Here is a 17,988-nt window from a genome sequence, read left to right as displayed (position 1 = left end):
ACCTAAGCTTGCTTTCTGAGATAGTTTGAATTAAACTAATAGAAAGAATTTTCAGTATTAAATACAAGAGAGTGGGGGATGGGGTTGGAAACAAAGGGGCAGGAACAGGCAAACCTACTATTGAAAAGGGCTAGAAGAAATACGTTGGGAGATCTTTTGGAAAGAACAAAGGAACGCAATCCCGATAAAAATGCAATCGCTTACAAAGGAGAGTGGATTACGTATTCAGAACTTGATAATATGGTAAATCAAACTGCTAATGCCTTTGTTAATGCAGGGATGAAAAAAGGTAACCATATTGTGATCATGTCAAAAAACAGTCAGGATTTTGTGACAGCTATGTTTGCGCTGGCGAGAATTGGCGCGGTTATGATTCCTGTTAATTACATGCTTTCACGGGACGATGTTTCCTATATTTTGCATCATGCGGAAGTGACGGGGCTCATTGCTTCAGAAGAGTATGCTGCATTACTTGATCAGGCAGCTCAAGAATTGACTATTCAGTTTCGGTATCTTATGGATGTACCTACAAGTCAGGAAGGGCTTCAATCCGACTGGACAACTCTTTCTTCTGCGAGGAAGGACGAATTAACTGTGCCGGTTATGGCCGATCTTGATGACGATGATCTTGCTCATGTCCTTTATACGAGTGGAACAGAATCCCGACCTAAAGGGGTTATGTTGACACATAAGAGCATTATCAGTGAATATGTCAGTAGTATTATTGATGGGAAAATGGAAGAAAAAGATATTGCGATTCACGCATTGCCGCTTTATCACAGTGCCCAGCTGCATGTTTTTCTTGGACCTAGTATTTATATTGGATCAAGCGGAATCATTCTGAGCCAAGCTGATCCAGAAAGCCTTTTGCGTACAATTGAGGAAGAGGGAGCAACACAGTTGTTTTGTCCACCTACAGTATGGATTGCGCTACTAAGACATCCAGAATTTGATAACTATGATTTATCAACATTGGAAAAATGTTACTATGGTGCTGCTATTATGCCAAAAGAAATTTTAAAAGAGCTAGCAGTAAGGCTACCTAATGCACGGTTTTGGAACTTTTACGGTCAGACAGAGGTTGCACCTCTTGCAACCGCACTTCAACCAGAGGATCAGCTTCGAAAACTTGGTTCAGCAGGGAAACCAACCTTAAATGTACAGACAAAGATTGTGGGAGAGAACGGAGTGGAAGTAGCCAGAGGAGAGATCGGTGAAATTGTCCATCGCACCTCACATGCAATGAAGGGTTATTTACATGATCCGGAAAAAACAGCAGAAGCTTTTCAGGATGGATGGTTCCATAGCGGGGATCTAGGGACGATGGATCAAGAAGGATATATTACGATTATTGATCGTATAAAGGATATGATTAATACAGGTGGAGTCAATGTCTCCAGTAGAGAAGTAGAGGAAAGCCTTTATCAAATGGAAGGTGTCTCAGAGGTTGCGGTAATCAGCATTCCTGATCCTTATTGGATAGAGGCTGTAACAGCGATTATTGTCCCCAAGAAAGGGGCTTCTCTATCAGAAGAGGAGGTTGTGGCATTTTGCCGTGAACGTTTGTCTACTTTTAAAGTGCCAAAACAGGTGGAGTTTACAGATGTTCTGCCGAAAAACCCGAGTGGTAAAGTACTGAAAAGGGCGTTAAGAGATCAATATGGAAACATAAACTAACTTGTTCAATCAAGGAGCATCGTTTAAGACGGATGCTCCTTTTAATGTGCATAAAGTTTTCTATATACGATGGATCAACTTTAAAAAGAATAGACAAGTGTGAAAATGAAAAAGCTAGTGATAGGAGGTGTTGGGATGAGTGAGAAAAAGGACAGCTGGAGCAAACGGCGTGTAACCACAAGTGTTAATCCTCAAGGTCAGACAGAGGACACCGTAGACCATCAGCCAAAGTCTCAATTAGAACAACGTGCTAAAAAGAAAAATTCAAAGATATAAGAGGTGTGCATTATCGATCATACATTGGATTACCTCAGAGAATCACTAGCCAATTATCAAGAAAATGAGATGTGTCAGCAGATTATAAACAAGCTACAAGCAAAGACTTATGCAGGTGAAGGAGAGTTTGTTAAAGACCTTGAGGATGAAGAAATGACCTATCTGCATGATGTGTTAGAGAATGAACTCGATTATGCTAAAAATGTTCAATACGATCAGCGTGTCAAAGAATTGACTGAGGTCTTTGAACTGCTTTTTTAGTTGGGAAGGTCAAATTACTTGGTCGTATCCCCGTTAATGGTGAGGTAAATTAGTATAATTTTACCATTGATAAAACAACGTAAAAAGTATATTATATTAATACAAGCTGCAATGTACGTATTTAATTAAGTTTTAACCTCTAATGATATAATAGGGAGTTTTACATCGGAACAATAATGTCGTGCCGCCATAGCGTAGCGGAAGACAGGATGGTTTCTGCAAACACCCACTTGGTGAAGTGGTGGTTTAAAACTTTTTATAATCAATACGGCAATTGTGGCCTGTAACTAATACAATTAACCAGGATCAGTTCCTTTTGGGACTGGTCCTTTTTTGTACGTTTGGATATAGCCGAGAAACAAATTTGAAGCCTAACTATAAGAAAAACGTACATATACAGAAGAGCGAAGGCGAGTTATTCTAACGTTTTCTAAGCGTGATAAGCATAACTTTTCCGATCCGATTATAAATAAGTATTATCTTACCCATCATTACAAGCATTAAACTAGTGATAGGAGGGGATAACGATGTCGTATTATTTTAAAGAGATTGATCATGTTCAGTTAGCAGCGCCTGTTGGATCCGAACAGCAGGCAAGGGATTTTTACGGGAAGTTATTGGGCTTTGAAGAGGTGGAGAAACCGAAAGCATTAAAGCAAAATGGTGGAGTATGGTTTCAAGCTGGTAACGTACATATCCACATTGGAGCAGAGGATGCCTTTTTACCGGCAAAAAAAGCACATCCAGCTATTCAAGTTGGGAATTTGTCTGCATTAAAACAACATCTTGAAATGTATGGAATTAGCTATGAAGAGGATGATCGACTGCCTGGTGCTGCGCGTCTTTATGTGGAAGATCCATACGGTAATCGAATCGAGTTTCTGGAATGGTTGGAATAGCAAAGTTTAAAAGCGAAATGTTTTGAATGTTTTTTTATTTCATGATAGGGTTGAAACTGAGCTTTGACATGCTATACTAGTACCATTCTAATTTAATAGTATTCATATAATAGTGGGGATATGGCCCACGAGTTTCTACCGGTTTACCGTAAATTAACCGACTATGAGTGTAATAAATGAAAGGATTATACCTTTAACCGGGTGTAGTTTTTTCGTTATCTTTCAAATGGCAAAAGCTTGAAGGGTGCGCAACTCATAGTCTGAGTGCGTCGCATCCTTCAAGCTTTTTTATTTATTTATTAGGGAAAGGAAGAGGCACCGTGAAGAGTCTAGAGAGCAAGATATTGAATGAAGGTAAGGTTTTATCAGAAACGGTTTTAAAAGTGGATTCCTTTCTAAATCATCAAATTGATCCAAAGTTAATGAGGCAAATTGGCGAGGAGTTTGCAGCGCGTTTTGCAGATGCTGGCGTCACAAAAATATTGACATTGGAATCGTCAGGAATTGCTCCTTCTGTTATGGCGGGTCTTACGATGAATGTTCCCGTTGTGTTTGCGAGAAAGCGCAAGTCACTTACTTTAATAAATGATTTGTATTCAGCGGAGGTACATTCTTTTACTAAAAAAGAAACAAATGAGATTTCCATTTCCAGTGAATATATTAATCAAAATGATGTCGTTTTGGTAATTGATGACTTTTTGGCAAATGGACAGGCGGTTCTTGGTTTAATGGATATTCTCAAGCAGGCAGGAGCATCACTTGCAGGTGTAGGAATTGTTATTGAAAAAGGATTTCAGGATGGCGGTAAAATGATCCGTGAAAAAGGCATCCAAGTCGAGTCATTAGCTATCATTGATTCCTTGGCAGAAGGAAACGTTACATTTCGTAAAGAGGGGGCATTAAAATGAAGACGGCAGCACTTGGAATCCAGCATGTCTTAGCAATGTATGCAGGAGCAATTTTAGTACCACTTATCGTTGGAGAATCATTAGGCTTAACCTCAGAGCAATTAACTTATCTAGTAGCAATTGATATTTTTATGTGTGGAGTAGCAACAATCCTGCAACTTCTTAACAATCGCTTTTTCGGCATTGGTTTGCCAGTAGTTCTCGGTTGTACATTTACAGCTGTTGGTCCAATGATTGCCATTGGAGGGGAATTTGGAATATCAGCTATTTACGGAGCAATCCTCGTTTCTGGACTTGTCGTTATTCTTATCAGTGGATTCTTTGGTAAATTAGTTCGTTTCTTCCCGCCAGTGGTAACAGGTTCTGTTGTAACCATTATTGGGGTAACACTTATTCCTGTAGCGATTAACAATATGGGTGGCGGAGAAGGAGCAAGTGACTTCGGTTCTCTTGCTAATATAGGATTGGCTTTTGGTACATTAACTTTTATTGTTTTGATGTATCGATTCTCTAGTGGCTTTCTACGCTCTATCTCTATTCTTGTTGGAATTGTAATTGGTACAGTGGTTGCATCATTTATGGGAAAAGTCAGCTTTGATGCTGTCACAGAGGCCTCATTCTTCCATATCGTTCAACCATTCTACTTTGGGACACCAACATTTGAATGGTCAGCTATTTTAACAATGATACTTGTAGCGATCGTTTCATTAGTGGAGTCAACTGGTGTTTATTTTGCGCTAGGCGATATTACAGAACGAAAATTAAAAGAAAAAGATTTAACGAAGGGGTATCGCGCGGAAGGTCTTGCCATAGTACTTGGAGGATTATTTAATGCATTTCCGTACACCGCATTTTCACAAAACGTAGGTCTTATTCAGATGACCGGTGTTAAATCAATCAGAGTTATCATGACGGCTGGTATTATGTTAGTAGGACTTGGACTTGTTCCAAAGATTGCTGCTTTAACTACCATTATCCCAACTGCCGTATTAGGTGGAGCCATGATTGCAATGTTCGGTATGGTCATTGCACAAGGAATTAAAATGCTAGGTAGTGTTCTAACTAGTTCACCGGAAAATTCTATGATTATTGCGTGTTCAGTTGGAATGGGGCTTGGTGTTACAGTAGTTCCTGAATTATTTGCACAACTTCCAAACAGCCTACAAATCCTAACAAGTAATGGTATTGTTGCTGGAAGTGTCACAGCTATCGTATTGAACATTATCTTTAACATGCTTCCTTCAAAAAAGACATCTGCAAACTCTGCACAACTAGTTGAAGAAAGTGCATAAAAAAGAGGGTAGGTAAGTACAGTTCACGTACTTCCTACCTTTTTCTTTATCCCGGAGCAACCGTCCGTAAGTTTCTCACCTCACAACATGAAGTGAAATAGTTATGACTAAAGTGGGAGGTAACGGACACTAACAACCCGATTCGTTCAACTAACAATCAATGAGGGAAAAAAGAAACCCCACTGATTAACGTTTCACTTTATACCAAAGCTTCGTAAAATCAATCCAGCCTAAAGCGTTAAAGTGAATACCTTTTACATAGCTCGGATAAAACGCGGATTGAATGATACGGTACAAGTGAATATGCCCATTGTGTTGCATGCTATTTTCCTCTACTTTCATACATAAAGAAAGGGTATCGAGCTCGTTTTCGCCCAACATTTCCAGTATTTTTTTATCAGCCTCTGATAGATGGCGAGTTAAAAGATTATGATCCCCTTTGAATGCAGCCAAATAAGTATATAAATCACTTTCATAGCTTAATTGTTCACCTAAGAGAAGGTCTGTTTCTTCCTCGAGGGGCAAGGAATGTAAGTGTTCATACGTATGAAATGTAAGAGATACATTTATCCCTTCTTTTAGCAATTCCTCTTTAATCCATTGCCCGTCAGCCTCGTTTCCCGCTCCAGTATAACTTGCTAAAACGAGCGGCTCTCCTTTGTAATCACTTTTAGCAAGTGCCTCCCTACCTCTTCTCTTTGATCGGGATAGGTCACCGTGTTCAAATTGTTCAAGTAGATGAGAAGCCTTTTTATGACGAGTACCACCTAATTCTCTAATCATCTTCTCAGGGGATAACAAATGGACGATCGCCTTTCTTAGTAATAGGTCGTTTGCAAGAATCCCATTTTTTCTATTAAAGGTAAGAAGTTTGCTTCCGCGGTCTAATGCAGTGTATCTTTCGAGATCGTGTAGCTCACGTCCCTTATAAGGATAATGGTAAAAGTTCATGTCGTAGCTATTTGGTACGCTATCAATAACAGTGGCATTATCATAAAGTTTTGGGAAGAAGTAGATCTTAATTTCTTCAAGGAAAGGTCGTCTTAAAAAATAGTCGTTAAAAACATGTAACGTTAATTTCTCGTCGGTATTTTCACTTATCCTATACGGACCTGTACCAAGAGGGAATCTTTTTCTACTAGACCTATCGTTCGGCAGGATACTCCCGCCTAATGAGGCTGCCATATGTAAAAAGAAAGGACATGGCTTCTTTAACTGAAATTCAACGATATATGGTTGGATGGCTGATACCTTATATAATAAGTCTTGCACCATCCAGCTGTATGCTGAGGTGGGTTGTTTGTGACGCCAAAAGCTATAGCATACATCATCAGCAGTCATCTTCTTCCCATGATGAAAATGAACCCCTTTCTGCAGATAAAATATCCATTTCGTGTTGTCTTGATTATGCTCCCAAAAATGAGCCAGATGAGGAAGGAAATCTCCCGTATCTTGGTTGAATTGAACAAGTTGGCTGAATACATGGCGCATAACATGGTTTTCAGAACGACGACATACAAATGCTGGATCAAGAATTGGTAGTGGCCGATAGGAAGGGAAGTGAAGCCTTGAGTGCATATTTGATGATTGGTCTTTGTATTCACTAAGGTAGGAATGGAAGATCCAATCAATAAACTCCCGTTGTAGTGAATCCTTCACCTGATATTTATTCAATAATGTAATGGCTTGGTCAATGGAATGAGGCGTGATGGTTTCTTTTGCTAGTTCTACCACAAGTAACTCAAAATTTTTTAATAGTTTAAGGGTGGAATAATTCCCTCTACCAATCCCAGATTTCCACTTAATCCATTTCTGCTCCTGTAAGTTCTGAATAATTATTTTGGCATTTCGATGTGAACAGGATAATAAATTAGCTATTTCATTTACCGTTATTGAAACTTCTTCTTCTGTTTCATTTAAACTGTGGTTAATCACTTCATAATGCTCCAATAATTTCAACTAAGCCAACCTCCAATAAAAGGGGAAATTTAATTAGATCAAGTATACACTTTTTTTCCTCCTTTCTAAAGTTACAATAAATGCAGGGGGTGATAGGGATCAAAATTGTTGTTGCGACATGGAATAAAGTAAAACTGGAACAAATTCAAATGGTTTTAAAGGAAGTCCCATTAGAAATCACTTCATTATCAAAAGATATGGAGGATGTGGAGGAAACAGCCATTACCTTTAAAGGAAATGCACGACTAAAAATAGAAACGGTAAAGAGATATTACCCAAACGACATTATAGTAGGAGAAGATTCTGGTCTAACAATTGATGCATTAGAAGGATTTCCCGGAGTGAAAACAGCACGTTTTTCTCACGGAAGTGATGCGGATCGCGCTCAACTACTAATGGATAGGCTAAAAGGGGTTCCATTAAGTAAGCGGACTGCTCAATTTATCAGTGTGGTAGCTTTAGCATTCCCAGATGGAAAAGTCTTGCACAGTCAAGGGACTATGGATGGTTGGATTGCAAAGGATATCCCGAGTAGATTAAAAGGGTACGGTGATATTTTTTTATTAAGTAATGACAAGGTGTTAACAGAGCAATTGGAGCATACCATCTCACCTTATGACCATAGACAGATTGCTTTGTTCCAGGCAAAGCAGCTTATTATAGACTGGTTGGAAAGGAAGACAACATGAATGCAGATAAAAAGAAAGTAATTGCAATTGCTCTAATTACAGCTGTCGCTTTATTAGGAGATGCTATGCTGTTTATTGTTTTACCTGTTTATTGGCAAGATTTTGGGTTAACTTCAATCTGGCAAATTGGCCTTTTACTATCGATTAATAGGTTTATTCGATTGCCGGTCAATCCATTAGTCGGTATGTTCTATCAGCGATTCCAACTTCGTACAGGTGTATGGATAGCATTAATCATTGCCATCATCACAACTGCTGGCTATGGGTTATTTAAAGAATTTTGGCTGCTCTTACTTATGCGTATCTTGTGGGGAGTTGCCTGGTCCTTGTTAAGGCTTGGTGGTTTCCTAACAGTCATTGAAGTAACGACGGATGAAAATAGGGGGAATTATGTAGGCTTATATAATGGGCTGTGGGGCATTGGTGGTTTAATTGGTATGCTTGCAGGTGGACTGTTAGTTGATCAGACATCTATTTTGTTTGTTACAATCTTATTTTCTATCACAGGATTACTAGCTCTGCCAGCGGTATTTTACTTTGTTCCTATCTCAAGAAAGGAGGAAAAAGATGCCGGAGACAGAAACAAGGAAAGAAAAAAGTGGCTTAATTCTTATGTTGGTCTAATTCTTCTGACAGGAATGGTTATGGGCTTTATTGTCTTTGGCCTGTTTTCTTCTACATTAAGTATCTTAATTGAAGAAACGTATGACAACAATTGGGATATTGCAGAAATAACAATTGGTGCAGCGACTTTAGCCGGTATTATTCAAGCAATACGCTGGGGTTGGGATCCATTTTTGGCTCCAAGGATTGGAAAAATAATGGATAGTATAAAAACGGCTCCTAAAATTTTATTGGTACCATTGTTTATGGGAGGCGTCATGTTTTATGTTTTCGTAAACGTACACGTAATGGCAGGACTAATAATTAGTCTATTATTTTTTCAATTTCTCTCCACTATTTTCGTTACCACAACGGATACTTTAGCAGCAAGTGCAGCTTCCCAGACGGATCAAGTTAAAGTGATGACTGCGCATACGATAGTCGTGGATGTTGGGGCAGCCATGGGGCCATTATTAGCATTTACGGTGATTGATCTATATGGTATTAAACTGATTTATTATGTATCTGGCTTATTACTAATAACTTTAGGAGTTACCTGGATGGTGTATATCAGAAGGTCTCACCGCGGAACTTTAGGCTAGGAGTATATGGCACCTCGGATAATACTTCGGCGATTCCTTTAAGTGGCTGCAATGCTTCTGTGCACGTAGGAATGCTGCTTTTCATGGGGATATTAACATACTAATCTAGAAAATTGACTATCTATAATAACTTCCATATAATTCACTAATACGCAGAGAATAATTCACGTTGGCGTTTTAGGAGATGATTGATTGAGAAATGAAGAAATAAAAGATGTACACAAAATTAACAAGCTTCCAATCGTTGCTGTCTTAATAGGTGGCGCGTTTTTGGCGATATTAAACCAGACTTTGTTGGCAACCGTTATTCCACATATAATGGAAGATTTAAATCTTACCGAAAATACGGCACAATGGGTAACGACCATCTTTATGCTAGTAAATGGGATTATGATCCCGATTACAGCTTTTTTGATTGAAACATTTACTACAAGGAAGTTATTCCTTACTGCGATGATCACCTTCGTAGTCGGAACATTAATATGTGCCATTTCACCAAACTTTGCCATATTAATGGTGGGAAGAGTAATTCAGGCTGCTGGAGCCGGTATTATGATGCCACTTATGATGACTATCTTTTTATTGATTTTCCCTATTGAAAAAAGAGGGTCAGCAATGGGAACGGTAGGGCTTGTGATTGCTTTTGCACCAGCGCTCGGTCCGGTGATCTCTGGTTGGCTCGTTGAGCATTATCCATGGAGAGCTTTATTTTATATTATTTTGCCACTTGCTATTATAGATGTCATTATTGCTTACTTTGTGATGCGAAATATAACGAAGCGTACCTATCCTAAAGTTGATATTAGTTCTATCATTCTATCGACACTAGGTTTCGGCGGCTTACTTTATGGATTCAGTAGTGCGGGAGATTATGGATGGTCCAATGTTTTCGTTATCTCCGCAATAGTTATAGGAGCGATATCGTTAACCACTTTTATCTTAAGACAATTCAAGTTGGTGCAACCAATCTTAGAGTTCCGTGTTTTTCAGGATAAAATTTTCACTATAACAACGGTTATTGGTATGATAGCATTTATTGGGTTAATCGGAGCTGAAACCATTTTGCCTATCTACATGCAGAATATGGCTGGATTTTCCGCTTTAGATTCGGGAATGATGATCTTACCAGGAGCAGTGATCATGGGTATCATGTCACCAATTAATGGGAGGATTTTTGATAAGTTCGGGGCGAGGTACTTGGTTATTATTGGCCTGACTTTATTAACAGTAACTTCTTTCCTTTATACAAGATTAACGCCAGATACAACACTAACTTATATTACCATTGTCTTTGCTTTTAGAATGTTTGGTGTCTCCATGATTATGATGCCGGCTACTACTGCTGGACTCAATCGCTTGCCAAATCGCTTAATACCACATGGTTCTGCCATGACCAATACAATGCGCCAGGTGGCAGCTTCTATTGGTACAGCAATATTGGTTACAGTTATGACAGCATCTACTGGTGATGCTTCTTCAGCTAGCGAGATGGTGAATGGAGTTAATACTGCATTCTATGTAACGACCGTAATATCCACTATTGCACTTGTCATTGCATTTTTTATTAAAGGAACCACACCTACTGAAGATCGTGAACGAGTGAAACAACAGCAACCAAACAAAGCATAAAGGACCCTCCCCTGTGGAGACCCTTTATGCTTTTTTATTGAATAGTATTATTGTGCTTGTTTGATGATCGGATGCTTCTTGCGGTTTCCAATTACGGTCACGAGGCTATGAAGTACCATGCCGATAATGACTAGGAAGATCCCGACAAAGGACATTATACTTGGCAATGCTGCATGAAGTAGTAGCATTTCACCAAATAGCGCAAACACCACTTCGCCTGATTGCGTTGCCTCCACCCCAGCCAGTTTCTCATTATCATTTCGTACAAGCTCAGTGGCATAGAAGAATAATGCTGTAGCAATCACCCCAGAAAAAATAGCAACAATAAATGTTTGGGTTATTTGTGTCACTTCTGGAAGTCCATGTGACAGGAAACCATAAATAGATACAAGAATCCAAAACGGCATGGACATGATGGTCATACCTAGAATTCGCTGAAAGGTGTTAAGCTCTCCATTTACATGCTGCATCATTTTACGGTTTCCCAATGGATATGCAATCGCTGATATAAGAAGAGGGAGAACACATAGAAGAACACTTGTTAGTGGGACAACACTTGCATGTTCTAATTGCATGAGCAATACACCACTCAGTATAATGAAGGAAATAAGCACAGATTGAACTGGTATCCTTTGTTTTGTATGCTTATTAAGTATCGGTACAAGGAAAGAGCCGGCAACAATCGTTAGTTGGAATGTAGCCGCTACAAGCCAGCCTGGTCCATAAATGGTCGCAAAGGTTAGTGGGGCATAAAACAATCCAAAACCAACAAAACTCCATAAAAGCCAGGGCCCCGGTTTTTTAATGATATGCTGTATGACGGGTTTTACATTGCGTTGGTATCCTACGATAATAAGTAAGAGTGGTAGCATGAACATAAATCGTAATGAAGCACTCCATGCCCAACTTCCGCCATCAAGCTCCATCGATCGGTTCAAAATAAACGTTACAGAAAAGAATAATGCAGATAGAATACCAATAATAATTGCTTTCATTCTCATCACCTCTTCATCATCATAACAAATAGGTACAAAAATAACATAATATTATGAAAGTAAAATGAAAATAGGTAAAGCAGGATTATGGAAAAATATGACGAATTAATACTATAGGTGCGAGTATAATTTTGAGGTGGATAGGAAAATGGTAGAAGAAGTAAACGTGAAACATGCTTTGATTGACGAAGACAGTATTTTTGACCTTGCGCAGAGCCAGGTTGCTGAAAAAATCAAGGATGTACGCTTTTTAACGAGAGGGCTAAATGATACATATAAAGTGGTGGGTAAAGAATCTTTCTATGCGTATCGAATTTATCGCCACGGCTGGAGAAATGAAGCTGCAATTAAATTTGAGTTGGATGCCATTTTACACTTAAAGAATAAGGGATATGAGGCAGTAGGACCTGTGCAGGAAACAGGTGGTCTTTGTGTAAAGAAAATAGTAGCCCCCGAAGGAGACCGCTACGGTGTGTTGTTTTCTTTTGCGGAGGGAGAAAGACCTGCTATTAATCCGGAAAATACATATCTTATTGGAAAATCTCTAGGTAGACTTCATCGATTGTCTAATGGATTCACTAGTGAACATAAACGTGGTTATTCAATTGATTTAACACACTTACTAGATGAGCCAGCTAGCTTTATTCGTCCGATTCTAAAGCGGTATTTAGGAGAGACGGCAGTCGAAGTGTTGAATGAAACAGTAAGGTATATAAAAGAAAAATTGGAAACAGCCAATTTAGAAACAGGTTTCTGTCATGGTGATTTCCATAACCATAATATGCATTTATATAAAGGGGCACTTCAAGTCTTTGATTTTGATAGCTGTGCGATTGGCTACCGTGCATATGATGTGGCGGTAGCCTGGTGGAATCTCCTTCATAATTACAAGCAAGAGGAAAAGGAATGCTGGAATACCTTCTTGCAAGGCTATGAGCAGGAGTATTCGCTGGGTGAAGAAAATAAAAAGGCTTTGCCATTGTTCATTACAACAAGAAGGATTTGGTTACTTGGTACAATGCTGCAAAACAGAGATGTCTGGGGCACCAACTGGATTGACGAGACAGCTTTAGAACTATTTATCTTGCAGTTAAAGACGGATAGAATGGGCATGTCGAAGGACTGGGAATCATAAAATAGATGGCATCGGAAACAAAGCTTTTAAAGGTTAAAGGAGTGAATGTGAATGGAGACACTTCCCAGTAGCTTTTTGATTATCTATGGTATTTTTATTATGACTGCACTTATAACCGCTATTATTAGTAATGCAAGGGACAGGCTTATCCCATTTGCTTATATGACCATTATTTTATCTATCGGCGCACCGTTATTTTCTTTCTTGTATACGGTTGGTCGAGCAGCGAATCGTAGTGAGTTGGAGCATCTATTTCATCAAATTGGTGAAGGTCGTTTTACCGCTATTATCCTCCTCTTATGCTATGTTTATTTATTTTTTTGGCTCGGTTTATTTGTATGGCATTATTTTGGAAAAGCAATCAAGAAATATAGCTTACTACTTTGGCATAAGCTGAAAGAATCGCCGTTATGGAAGAAACGAAGTAAGCAGCGTGGTGAATAAGGGAGACAATGCGTTTAAATTTAATAGGGAAAAGAAAGCTGAGTGTAAGGGGGAAGATAATGCGGAAACTGGTGTTCATACCAATATTCCTTTCTTTGTTTATTGTTGCTGGGTGTATTGATGATAATGAAAATCTAAAAGATTATTACTTATCATTAGTAGGGGAAGGCCAGCACTGGAGAGTTAAGGGATATGAAATAGAAATATCAGAAGACTCGTTTATCGCAGGAAACGGATTTCTTGATATGAAAGACGTAGATAGCTTTATGACGAATTCGTTTGATATCGAGGTTCGAGCGGTTATTGGAGATGTAGACCAAGTTATTCAAAAGATAGATCGGACTGGTAAAATCATTAATATTGCAGTTGAAAACACTGGTAAAATAACGGGAGATAGTTATGTAGACCAGGAGGGAAACCCAATAACACTAGAGGATATCAAAAAGGTCTACCTTGTGCTGAAATGGCATGATTTAGAAAAGAAGAAAGATTTGCGTGAACGGATTGATCTATATCATGCAGATGAAAACAATATTTCCTAGTTAAATAGATTAATACCGAGTCTTCCCTGTATAAAAAGTTGTTAACCACCATTAAAATTAGGTTTATAGTCGAAGATTATAATGGAATATTATAATTTCTAACTTTTTGCAGAAGGGGTTTACCTGTTTTATGAAATGGAAGACTATACTTACTTTTATCGTACTTTATGAAATGCTATTGTTCGGTGTGCCTTTCTTAGACATGTACTTAAGCACAATTACAGCATATCTTGTGGGGGGACTTGTTACAATTGGAGTCATTTACTTCCTAGAAAAAATGTCCTTCTTTAATAAAAGAGCTCCCCTAATAGTAGGCATTATTATTCTTGTAGCGGTCGTAGTTGTAGGTTTATTTGTATAGTTACATAAAAATTTCAGGGTGCAACCGTCCGTAAGACTCCCACTTCAAAACATGAAGTTTTAAGTGGGAGTAAACAGACGTTAACACCCCGATTCGATCAACTAACAATCAGTGGGGAAGAAGGAAAACCCCCACTGATTGTTAGTTTCATCTTATATTAATAACGATCTTTCCCCTTGCATGATGGGTTTCACTGAGTTTATGGGCTTCTTTTACCCCTTCTTCTGTAAGAGGGAAGGTTTGACCTACCTTGGAAACGACTTCTCCTGATTCAAGCAGTTGGGCAATTTCTTCAAGTTGTTCTCCATTCTCTCTTAACCATATAGATTCCGCTTTAATATTTTTTTCTTTCGCAAGTTTTTCATTTGGTTGTTGCACAATTGATACGAGTTTTCCACCTTCTTTAAGAACCTGAAAGCTTTTTTCCTGTACTTCTCCACCAATTGTGTCCACAACAATATCAAAATCCTCTAGTACTTCGGTGAAATCGGTGTCTTTGTAATTAATAAATTGATCTGCACCAAGCTCTTTTACAAAGGATTCATTTTTACCACTTGCTGTAGTAGCTACATATGCCCCAAAATGTTTGGCAAATTGAATGGCATAGCTACCGACTCCGCCTGATCCTGCATGTATAAGCACTTTATCTCCCTTTTTTATTCCACCAAAGTCTACCAAACACTGCCATGCGGTTAATCCAGCCAAAGGAACAGCAGCAGCCTCTTCGAACGGAATATTGTCTGGGATTTTGGCAAGAAGGTCTTCTTCCACAGCAGTAAATTCAGCGTACGTTCCATTTCTTGTTGTTGCTGGTCGAGCAAATACTCGATCACCTTCTTTAAAATTGCTCACGTTTTTGCCTGTTTTTGCTACAACTCCAGCTGCATCCCATCCGAGAATGATAGGGAATTCAAAGGGAAGCCCCTCTTTTAATGCCCCTTCTCTTAATTTCCAATCGATGGGGTTAATGGAAGTGGCATGTAATTCCATTAAGACTTGATTATCTTCTAGTGTGGGGATAGGAAGGGTCTCTTCCTTTAGTTTATCCGCGGATCCGTATTCATTAATAACAATTGCTTTCATCTAGCACCCTTCTTTCTTTATAATAGTGTTACAATCAATATTTCCCGAAAAACAATCATTTTAGGCATGGAGGTTGGACATATGCAGGAAAAATTATCATCATTCACGCCGGTTTTGCCTGAGAAACCGAGAGTACTTATCCTTGGTTCAATGCCTGGCGGGCAGTCTCTTGAGAAACAAGAATATTATGGGAATCCAAGAAATCACTTCTGGAACATTCTTTTCGTTTTATTCCATCAAACTCCATTACAAGATTATGAAGCAAAATTGGACTTTGTAAAAGAAAAAGGTATTGCCCTTTGGGACACGATAGGGAAATGTTATCGAAGAGGAAGTTTAGATGCAAATATTATGGACGAGGAACCAAACAATATTATTGAACTAACAGAGCAATTTCCCTCTATTAAACTTATTGCCTGTAATGGTGGAAAAGCATATGACACGTTTAAGCGTAATTTCCCGATGGAACAATTAACTGGCGTTGATGTCATAAAGCTTCCCTCAACCAGTCCTATTCCAGGTCGATATACAAAGACCTTTGAAGGAAAAGTAGAGGAATGGAGAAGAATTGTAGAGTATCTTTAAGGAAAGCTTGTTTACACTTTGAGGTAATGAGGGAATAGAGATGTTAAATATGTGTTACAGCTTTATTTTCAAGTAGCAGCCGGAGGCTTGTTATGATAGGATTTAATTAAGCATAGCGGAAGAGTTTGTCACATTCGTCCAAAAAAAATCAGATGAATAATTTTTAAGAAGAGGCAATACTATTTAAATGGCGATTTTATTTGATCTCATTTAGTTGAACCCTCAGAAAGCGATCCGCAAGCGGCAACTTGCGGATCGGACAGCTATCCTCTGGGGGGTGAGGCGACTTCTTAAACGAAAAAGTAATGTTCCCGTCCGTCGGCAGGGTAGCTTACTTTTTTTCTCGGCTGTTAACGATTAACAATACGAGTGTGGCAAACAAAAACATCAACTCAAGAGTTGTGTCAATTGGAATCAATTTGTTCAACCCCTTTCACCAGATTTTTGTCGCCAAGTAAAAGAAGTACTTCTACAGCTTTGACCGAAGCTCACCCTGCATAGACTGTCCCCTATAGTATACAACAAATAAACCGAAAATAGCCTGAAATTTACAAAAAATGGTACAATATTCACAGGATTCTTTATATTGGGTAAAATTACCCTTTATAATGTAGTTGGGATTTAGCGATTTAGCGGCTGTTCCTAGTCCTTTTTTCGCGGGACTCTATTGGGTTTTGTGGATGTGAAAAAGATAAATTTTTTTGTTACATATTTTCTGACCCCACATAGTCAATTAATGATGAAATGTGAGCGCATTGAAGAGGTGTTTTTAGAAAATAACTTATATTTAAAAAATACACTTGCTTTTGTGGGAGTTTCTGCTTATAATAACTTTAATCTTAATTTAATTAATTAAAACGTTGACGGGGAAAAGTAAGATTTAGTTATTTTTCACAGAGAGCTTCAGTCGCTGAAAAGAAGCATAAATACGAATCTGAACAATGGCCTCACGAGTTTCGTGCTGAACGTATGTCTTATACTAGTAGGTTCCGACGAGATTTGGTACTCGTTATCAATACCACAGTATATACAGGGGGATGTTACCTGTCGTACTTGATGAGACTGTCTGTGTGAGCAGACGGTGAAGTAAGGTGGTACCACGTTAAACCAACCACGTCCTTATCGTTTATTCGGTAATGGCGTGGTTTTTTTATATTAGTAAACATAAATGGAGGGTGTACACAATGAGTAAATTAGTATTACAAACAGACTTTGGAATTAGTGATGGGGCAGTAAGTGCGATGTATGGAGTAGCCATTTCGGTTAACCCGGCTTTAAGAATATTTGACCTTACCCATGACATCCCGGAATACAACATATGGGAGGCTTCTTACAGATTATACCAAACGGTTACCTACTGGCCTGAAGAGACAGTCTTCGTATCAGTGGTTGACCCGGGTGTAGGGACAGATCGCTTAAGCATTGTTGTGAAGACAGCAGATAATCAATATATCGTAACGCCTGATAATGGGACACTGACACATATTAAGCATCATATTGGCATTAAGGAAGCTAGAATTATTGATGAGAAGATAAATCGTTTGCCACGATCAGGAGAGTCTTATACCTTCCATGGCCGGGATGTCTATGCATACACGGGGGCTAGGCTTGCTTCGAATATTATTACCTACGAGCAGGTGGGACCAATTATAAATGTGGAGGACATTGTGGAGTTACCAAAACCAGATGCACGAATAGAAAAGGAAGTAATTATCGGAAATATCGATATACTTGATATTCGTTTCGGAAATCTGTGGACCAATATTAATCGGGGATTATTTAAAGAGGCAACCATTCAATATGGCGATTCCTTAGAAGTTACGATCACCAACAATCAACAACAAGTATATAAAAACATTATGACATTTGGCCGTTCTTTTGCTGACAGTAGACTTGGTGAGCCGCTAATCTATGTGAATTCATTGGATAAGTTGGGAGTGGCACTTAACCAAGGCTCCTTTGCTAAGGCATATCACATTAAAACAGGGGCCGATTGGAAAATAAGTATTCGCAAAACTTCGAGTATCCATTATAATTAAAAAATAAAT

General features: G+C 38.7%; 18 protein-coding genes, 1 other RNA gene, 1 riboswitch and 1 other annotated feature. Of the genes, 16 read left to right on the top strand and 3 right to left on the bottom strand.

Annotation, left to right across the window (positions count from 1 at the left end; translation table 11 throughout):
- The first annotated feature begins 84 nt into the window (after nt 1-84).
- The 7 genes from K3T81_RS05410 (at nt 85) to K3T81_RS05380 (ending at nt 5,313) form a co-directional block, all read left to right on the top strand.
- A complete protein-coding gene (locus K3T81_RS05410; RefSeq protein ID WP_420830787.1) occupies nt 85-1,677 on the top strand; it encodes a fatty acyl-CoA synthetase in 1,593 nt (530 codons plus the stop codon).
- A gap of 135 nt (nt 1,678-1,812) precedes the next feature.
- Nucleotides 1,813-1,953, top strand: coding sequence for a small, acid-soluble spore protein L (gene sspL, locus K3T81_RS05405; RefSeq protein WP_081779369.1), 141 nt, complete (start codon nt 1,813-1,815; stop codon nt 1,951-1,953).
- Between the two features lie 3 nt (nt 1,954-1,956).
- A complete protein-coding gene (locus tag K3T81_RS05400; protein WP_420818726.1) occupies nt 1,957-2,214 on the top strand; it encodes a sporulation protein in 258 nt (85 codons plus the stop codon).
- Nucleotides 2,215-2,314: 100 nt separating this feature from the next.
- Nucleotides 2,315-2,501, top strand: a non-coding RNA gene (gene ssrS / locus K3T81_RS05395) — 6S RNA.
- A 240-nt stretch (nt 2,502-2,741) separates the two neighbouring features.
- On the top strand, nt 2,742-3,113 hold the full coding sequence (locus K3T81_RS05390) for a VOC family protein (protein ID WP_238018715.1): 372 nt from the start codon (nt 2,742-2,744) through the stop codon (nt 3,111-3,113).
- Nucleotides 3,114-3,195: 82 nt separating this feature from the next.
- A riboswitch (purine riboswitch) is annotated at nt 3,196-3,297 on the top strand.
- Between the two features lie 136 nt (nt 3,298-3,433).
- Nucleotides 3,434-4,021, top strand: a complete 588-nt coding sequence (locus K3T81_RS05385; protein WP_238018714.1) for a xanthine phosphoribosyltransferase — start codon at nt 3,434-3,436, stop codon at nt 4,019-4,021.
- Nucleotides 4,018-5,313, top strand: a complete 1,296-nt coding sequence (locus K3T81_RS05380; RefSeq protein ID WP_106896173.1) for a nucleobase:cation symporter-2 family protein — start codon at nt 4,018-4,020, stop codon at nt 5,311-5,313. The genes K3T81_RS05385 and K3T81_RS05380 overlap by 4 nt, the downstream gene beginning before the upstream one ends.
- 186 nt (nt 5,314-5,499) lie before the next feature.
- On the opposite strand, the gene K3T81_RS05375 is transcribed toward K3T81_RS05380, so the two are convergent.
- On the bottom strand, nt 5,500-7,272 hold the full coding sequence (locus K3T81_RS05375; protein ID WP_238018712.1) for an ABC transporter substrate-binding protein: 1,773 nt from the start codon (nt 7,270-7,272) through the stop codon (nt 5,500-5,502).
- Between the two features lie 89 nt (nt 7,273-7,361).
- Between K3T81_RS05375 and K3T81_RS05370 the strand changes: the two genes are divergently transcribed.
- From K3T81_RS05370 to K3T81_RS05360, 3 genes are all read left to right on the top strand, one after another.
- Entirely contained in the window at nt 7,362-7,961 is a 600-nt protein-coding gene (locus K3T81_RS05370) for a non-canonical purine NTP pyrophosphatase (protein ID WP_159033223.1), read from the top strand.
- Complete coding sequence (locus tag K3T81_RS05365) at nt 7,958-9,166, top strand: MFS transporter (protein WP_238018711.1); 1,209 nt, start codon at nt 7,958-7,960, stop codon at nt 9,164-9,166. The genes K3T81_RS05370 and K3T81_RS05365 overlap by 4 nt, the downstream gene beginning before the upstream one ends.
- Nucleotides 9,167-9,358: 192 nt before the next feature.
- Nucleotides 9,359-10,795, top strand: coding sequence for a DHA2 family efflux MFS transporter permease subunit (locus K3T81_RS05360; protein ID WP_106896177.1), 1,437 nt, complete (start codon nt 9,359-9,361; stop codon nt 10,793-10,795).
- A 47-nt stretch (nt 10,796-10,842) separates the two neighbouring features.
- Here the strand turns inward: K3T81_RS05360 and K3T81_RS05355 are convergent, their stop codons facing one another.
- The gene (locus K3T81_RS05355) at nt 10,843-11,790 is read right to left on the bottom strand and encodes a DMT family transporter (RefSeq protein WP_238018709.1); all 948 of its coding nucleotides are present in this window, start codon (nt 11,788-11,790) and stop codon (nt 10,843-10,845) included.
- Nucleotides 11,791-11,938: 148 nt separating this feature from the next.
- Here K3T81_RS05355 and K3T81_RS05350 point away from each other — a divergent pair, with 148 nt between their 5' ends.
- The 4 genes from K3T81_RS05350 to K3T81_RS05335 all read left to right on the top strand — a co-directional run bounded on the left by K3T81_RS05350 (nt 11,939) and on the right by K3T81_RS05335 (nt 14,272).
- Nucleotides 11,939-12,925: a phosphotransferase gene (locus K3T81_RS05350; RefSeq protein ID WP_238018707.1), complete on the top strand. Its 987-nt coding sequence runs from the start codon at nt 11,939-11,941 to the stop codon at nt 12,923-12,925.
- 51 nt (nt 12,926-12,976) lie between these two features.
- Nucleotides 12,977-13,369, top strand: coding sequence for a hypothetical protein (locus K3T81_RS05345; protein WP_238018705.1), 393 nt, complete (start codon nt 12,977-12,979; stop codon nt 13,367-13,369).
- 59 nt (nt 13,370-13,428) lie between these two features.
- A complete protein-coding gene (locus K3T81_RS05340) occupies nt 13,429-13,911 on the top strand; it encodes a hypothetical protein (protein ID WP_238018703.1) in 483 nt (160 codons plus the stop codon).
- 130 nt (nt 13,912-14,041) lie between these two features.
- Nucleotides 14,042-14,272, top strand: a complete 231-nt coding sequence (locus K3T81_RS05335) for a hypothetical protein (protein WP_119578165.1) — start codon at nt 14,042-14,044, stop codon at nt 14,270-14,272.
- A 147-nt stretch (nt 14,273-14,419) separates the two neighbouring features.
- Here K3T81_RS05335 and K3T81_RS05330 read toward each other — a convergent pair whose 3' ends face one another.
- Nucleotides 14,420-15,355: an NADP-dependent oxidoreductase gene (locus tag K3T81_RS05330; protein ID WP_238018701.1), complete on the bottom strand. Its 936-nt coding sequence runs from the start codon at nt 15,353-15,355 to the stop codon at nt 14,420-14,422.
- Nucleotides 15,356-15,436: 81 nt separating this feature from the next.
- Between K3T81_RS05330 and K3T81_RS05325 the strand changes: the two genes are divergently transcribed.
- Together K3T81_RS05325 and K3T81_RS05320 are read left to right on the top strand one after the other, a co-directional pair.
- Nucleotides 15,437-15,940, top strand: coding sequence for a DNA-deoxyinosine glycosylase (locus tag K3T81_RS05325; protein WP_238018699.1), 504 nt, complete (start codon nt 15,437-15,439; stop codon nt 15,938-15,940).
- Nucleotides 15,941-16,791: 851 nt separating this feature from the next.
- Nucleotides 16,792-17,064: a binding site (T-box leader), on the top strand.
- Between the two features lie 60 nt (nt 17,065-17,124).
- Nucleotides 17,125-17,979, top strand: a complete 855-nt coding sequence (locus K3T81_RS05320; protein WP_238018697.1) for an SAM hydrolase/SAM-dependent halogenase family protein — start codon at nt 17,125-17,127, stop codon at nt 17,977-17,979.
- The last annotated feature ends 9 nt before the right edge of the window (nt 17,980-17,988 follow it).

It is taken from the genome of Oceanobacillus jordanicus, from assembly GCF_022095695.1.
Classification (GTDB): domain Bacteria; phylum Bacillota; class Bacilli; order Bacillales; family Amphibacillaceae; genus Oceanobacillus_B; species Oceanobacillus_B jordanicus.
This window is presented reverse-complemented; position numbering and strand designations above follow the sequence as displayed.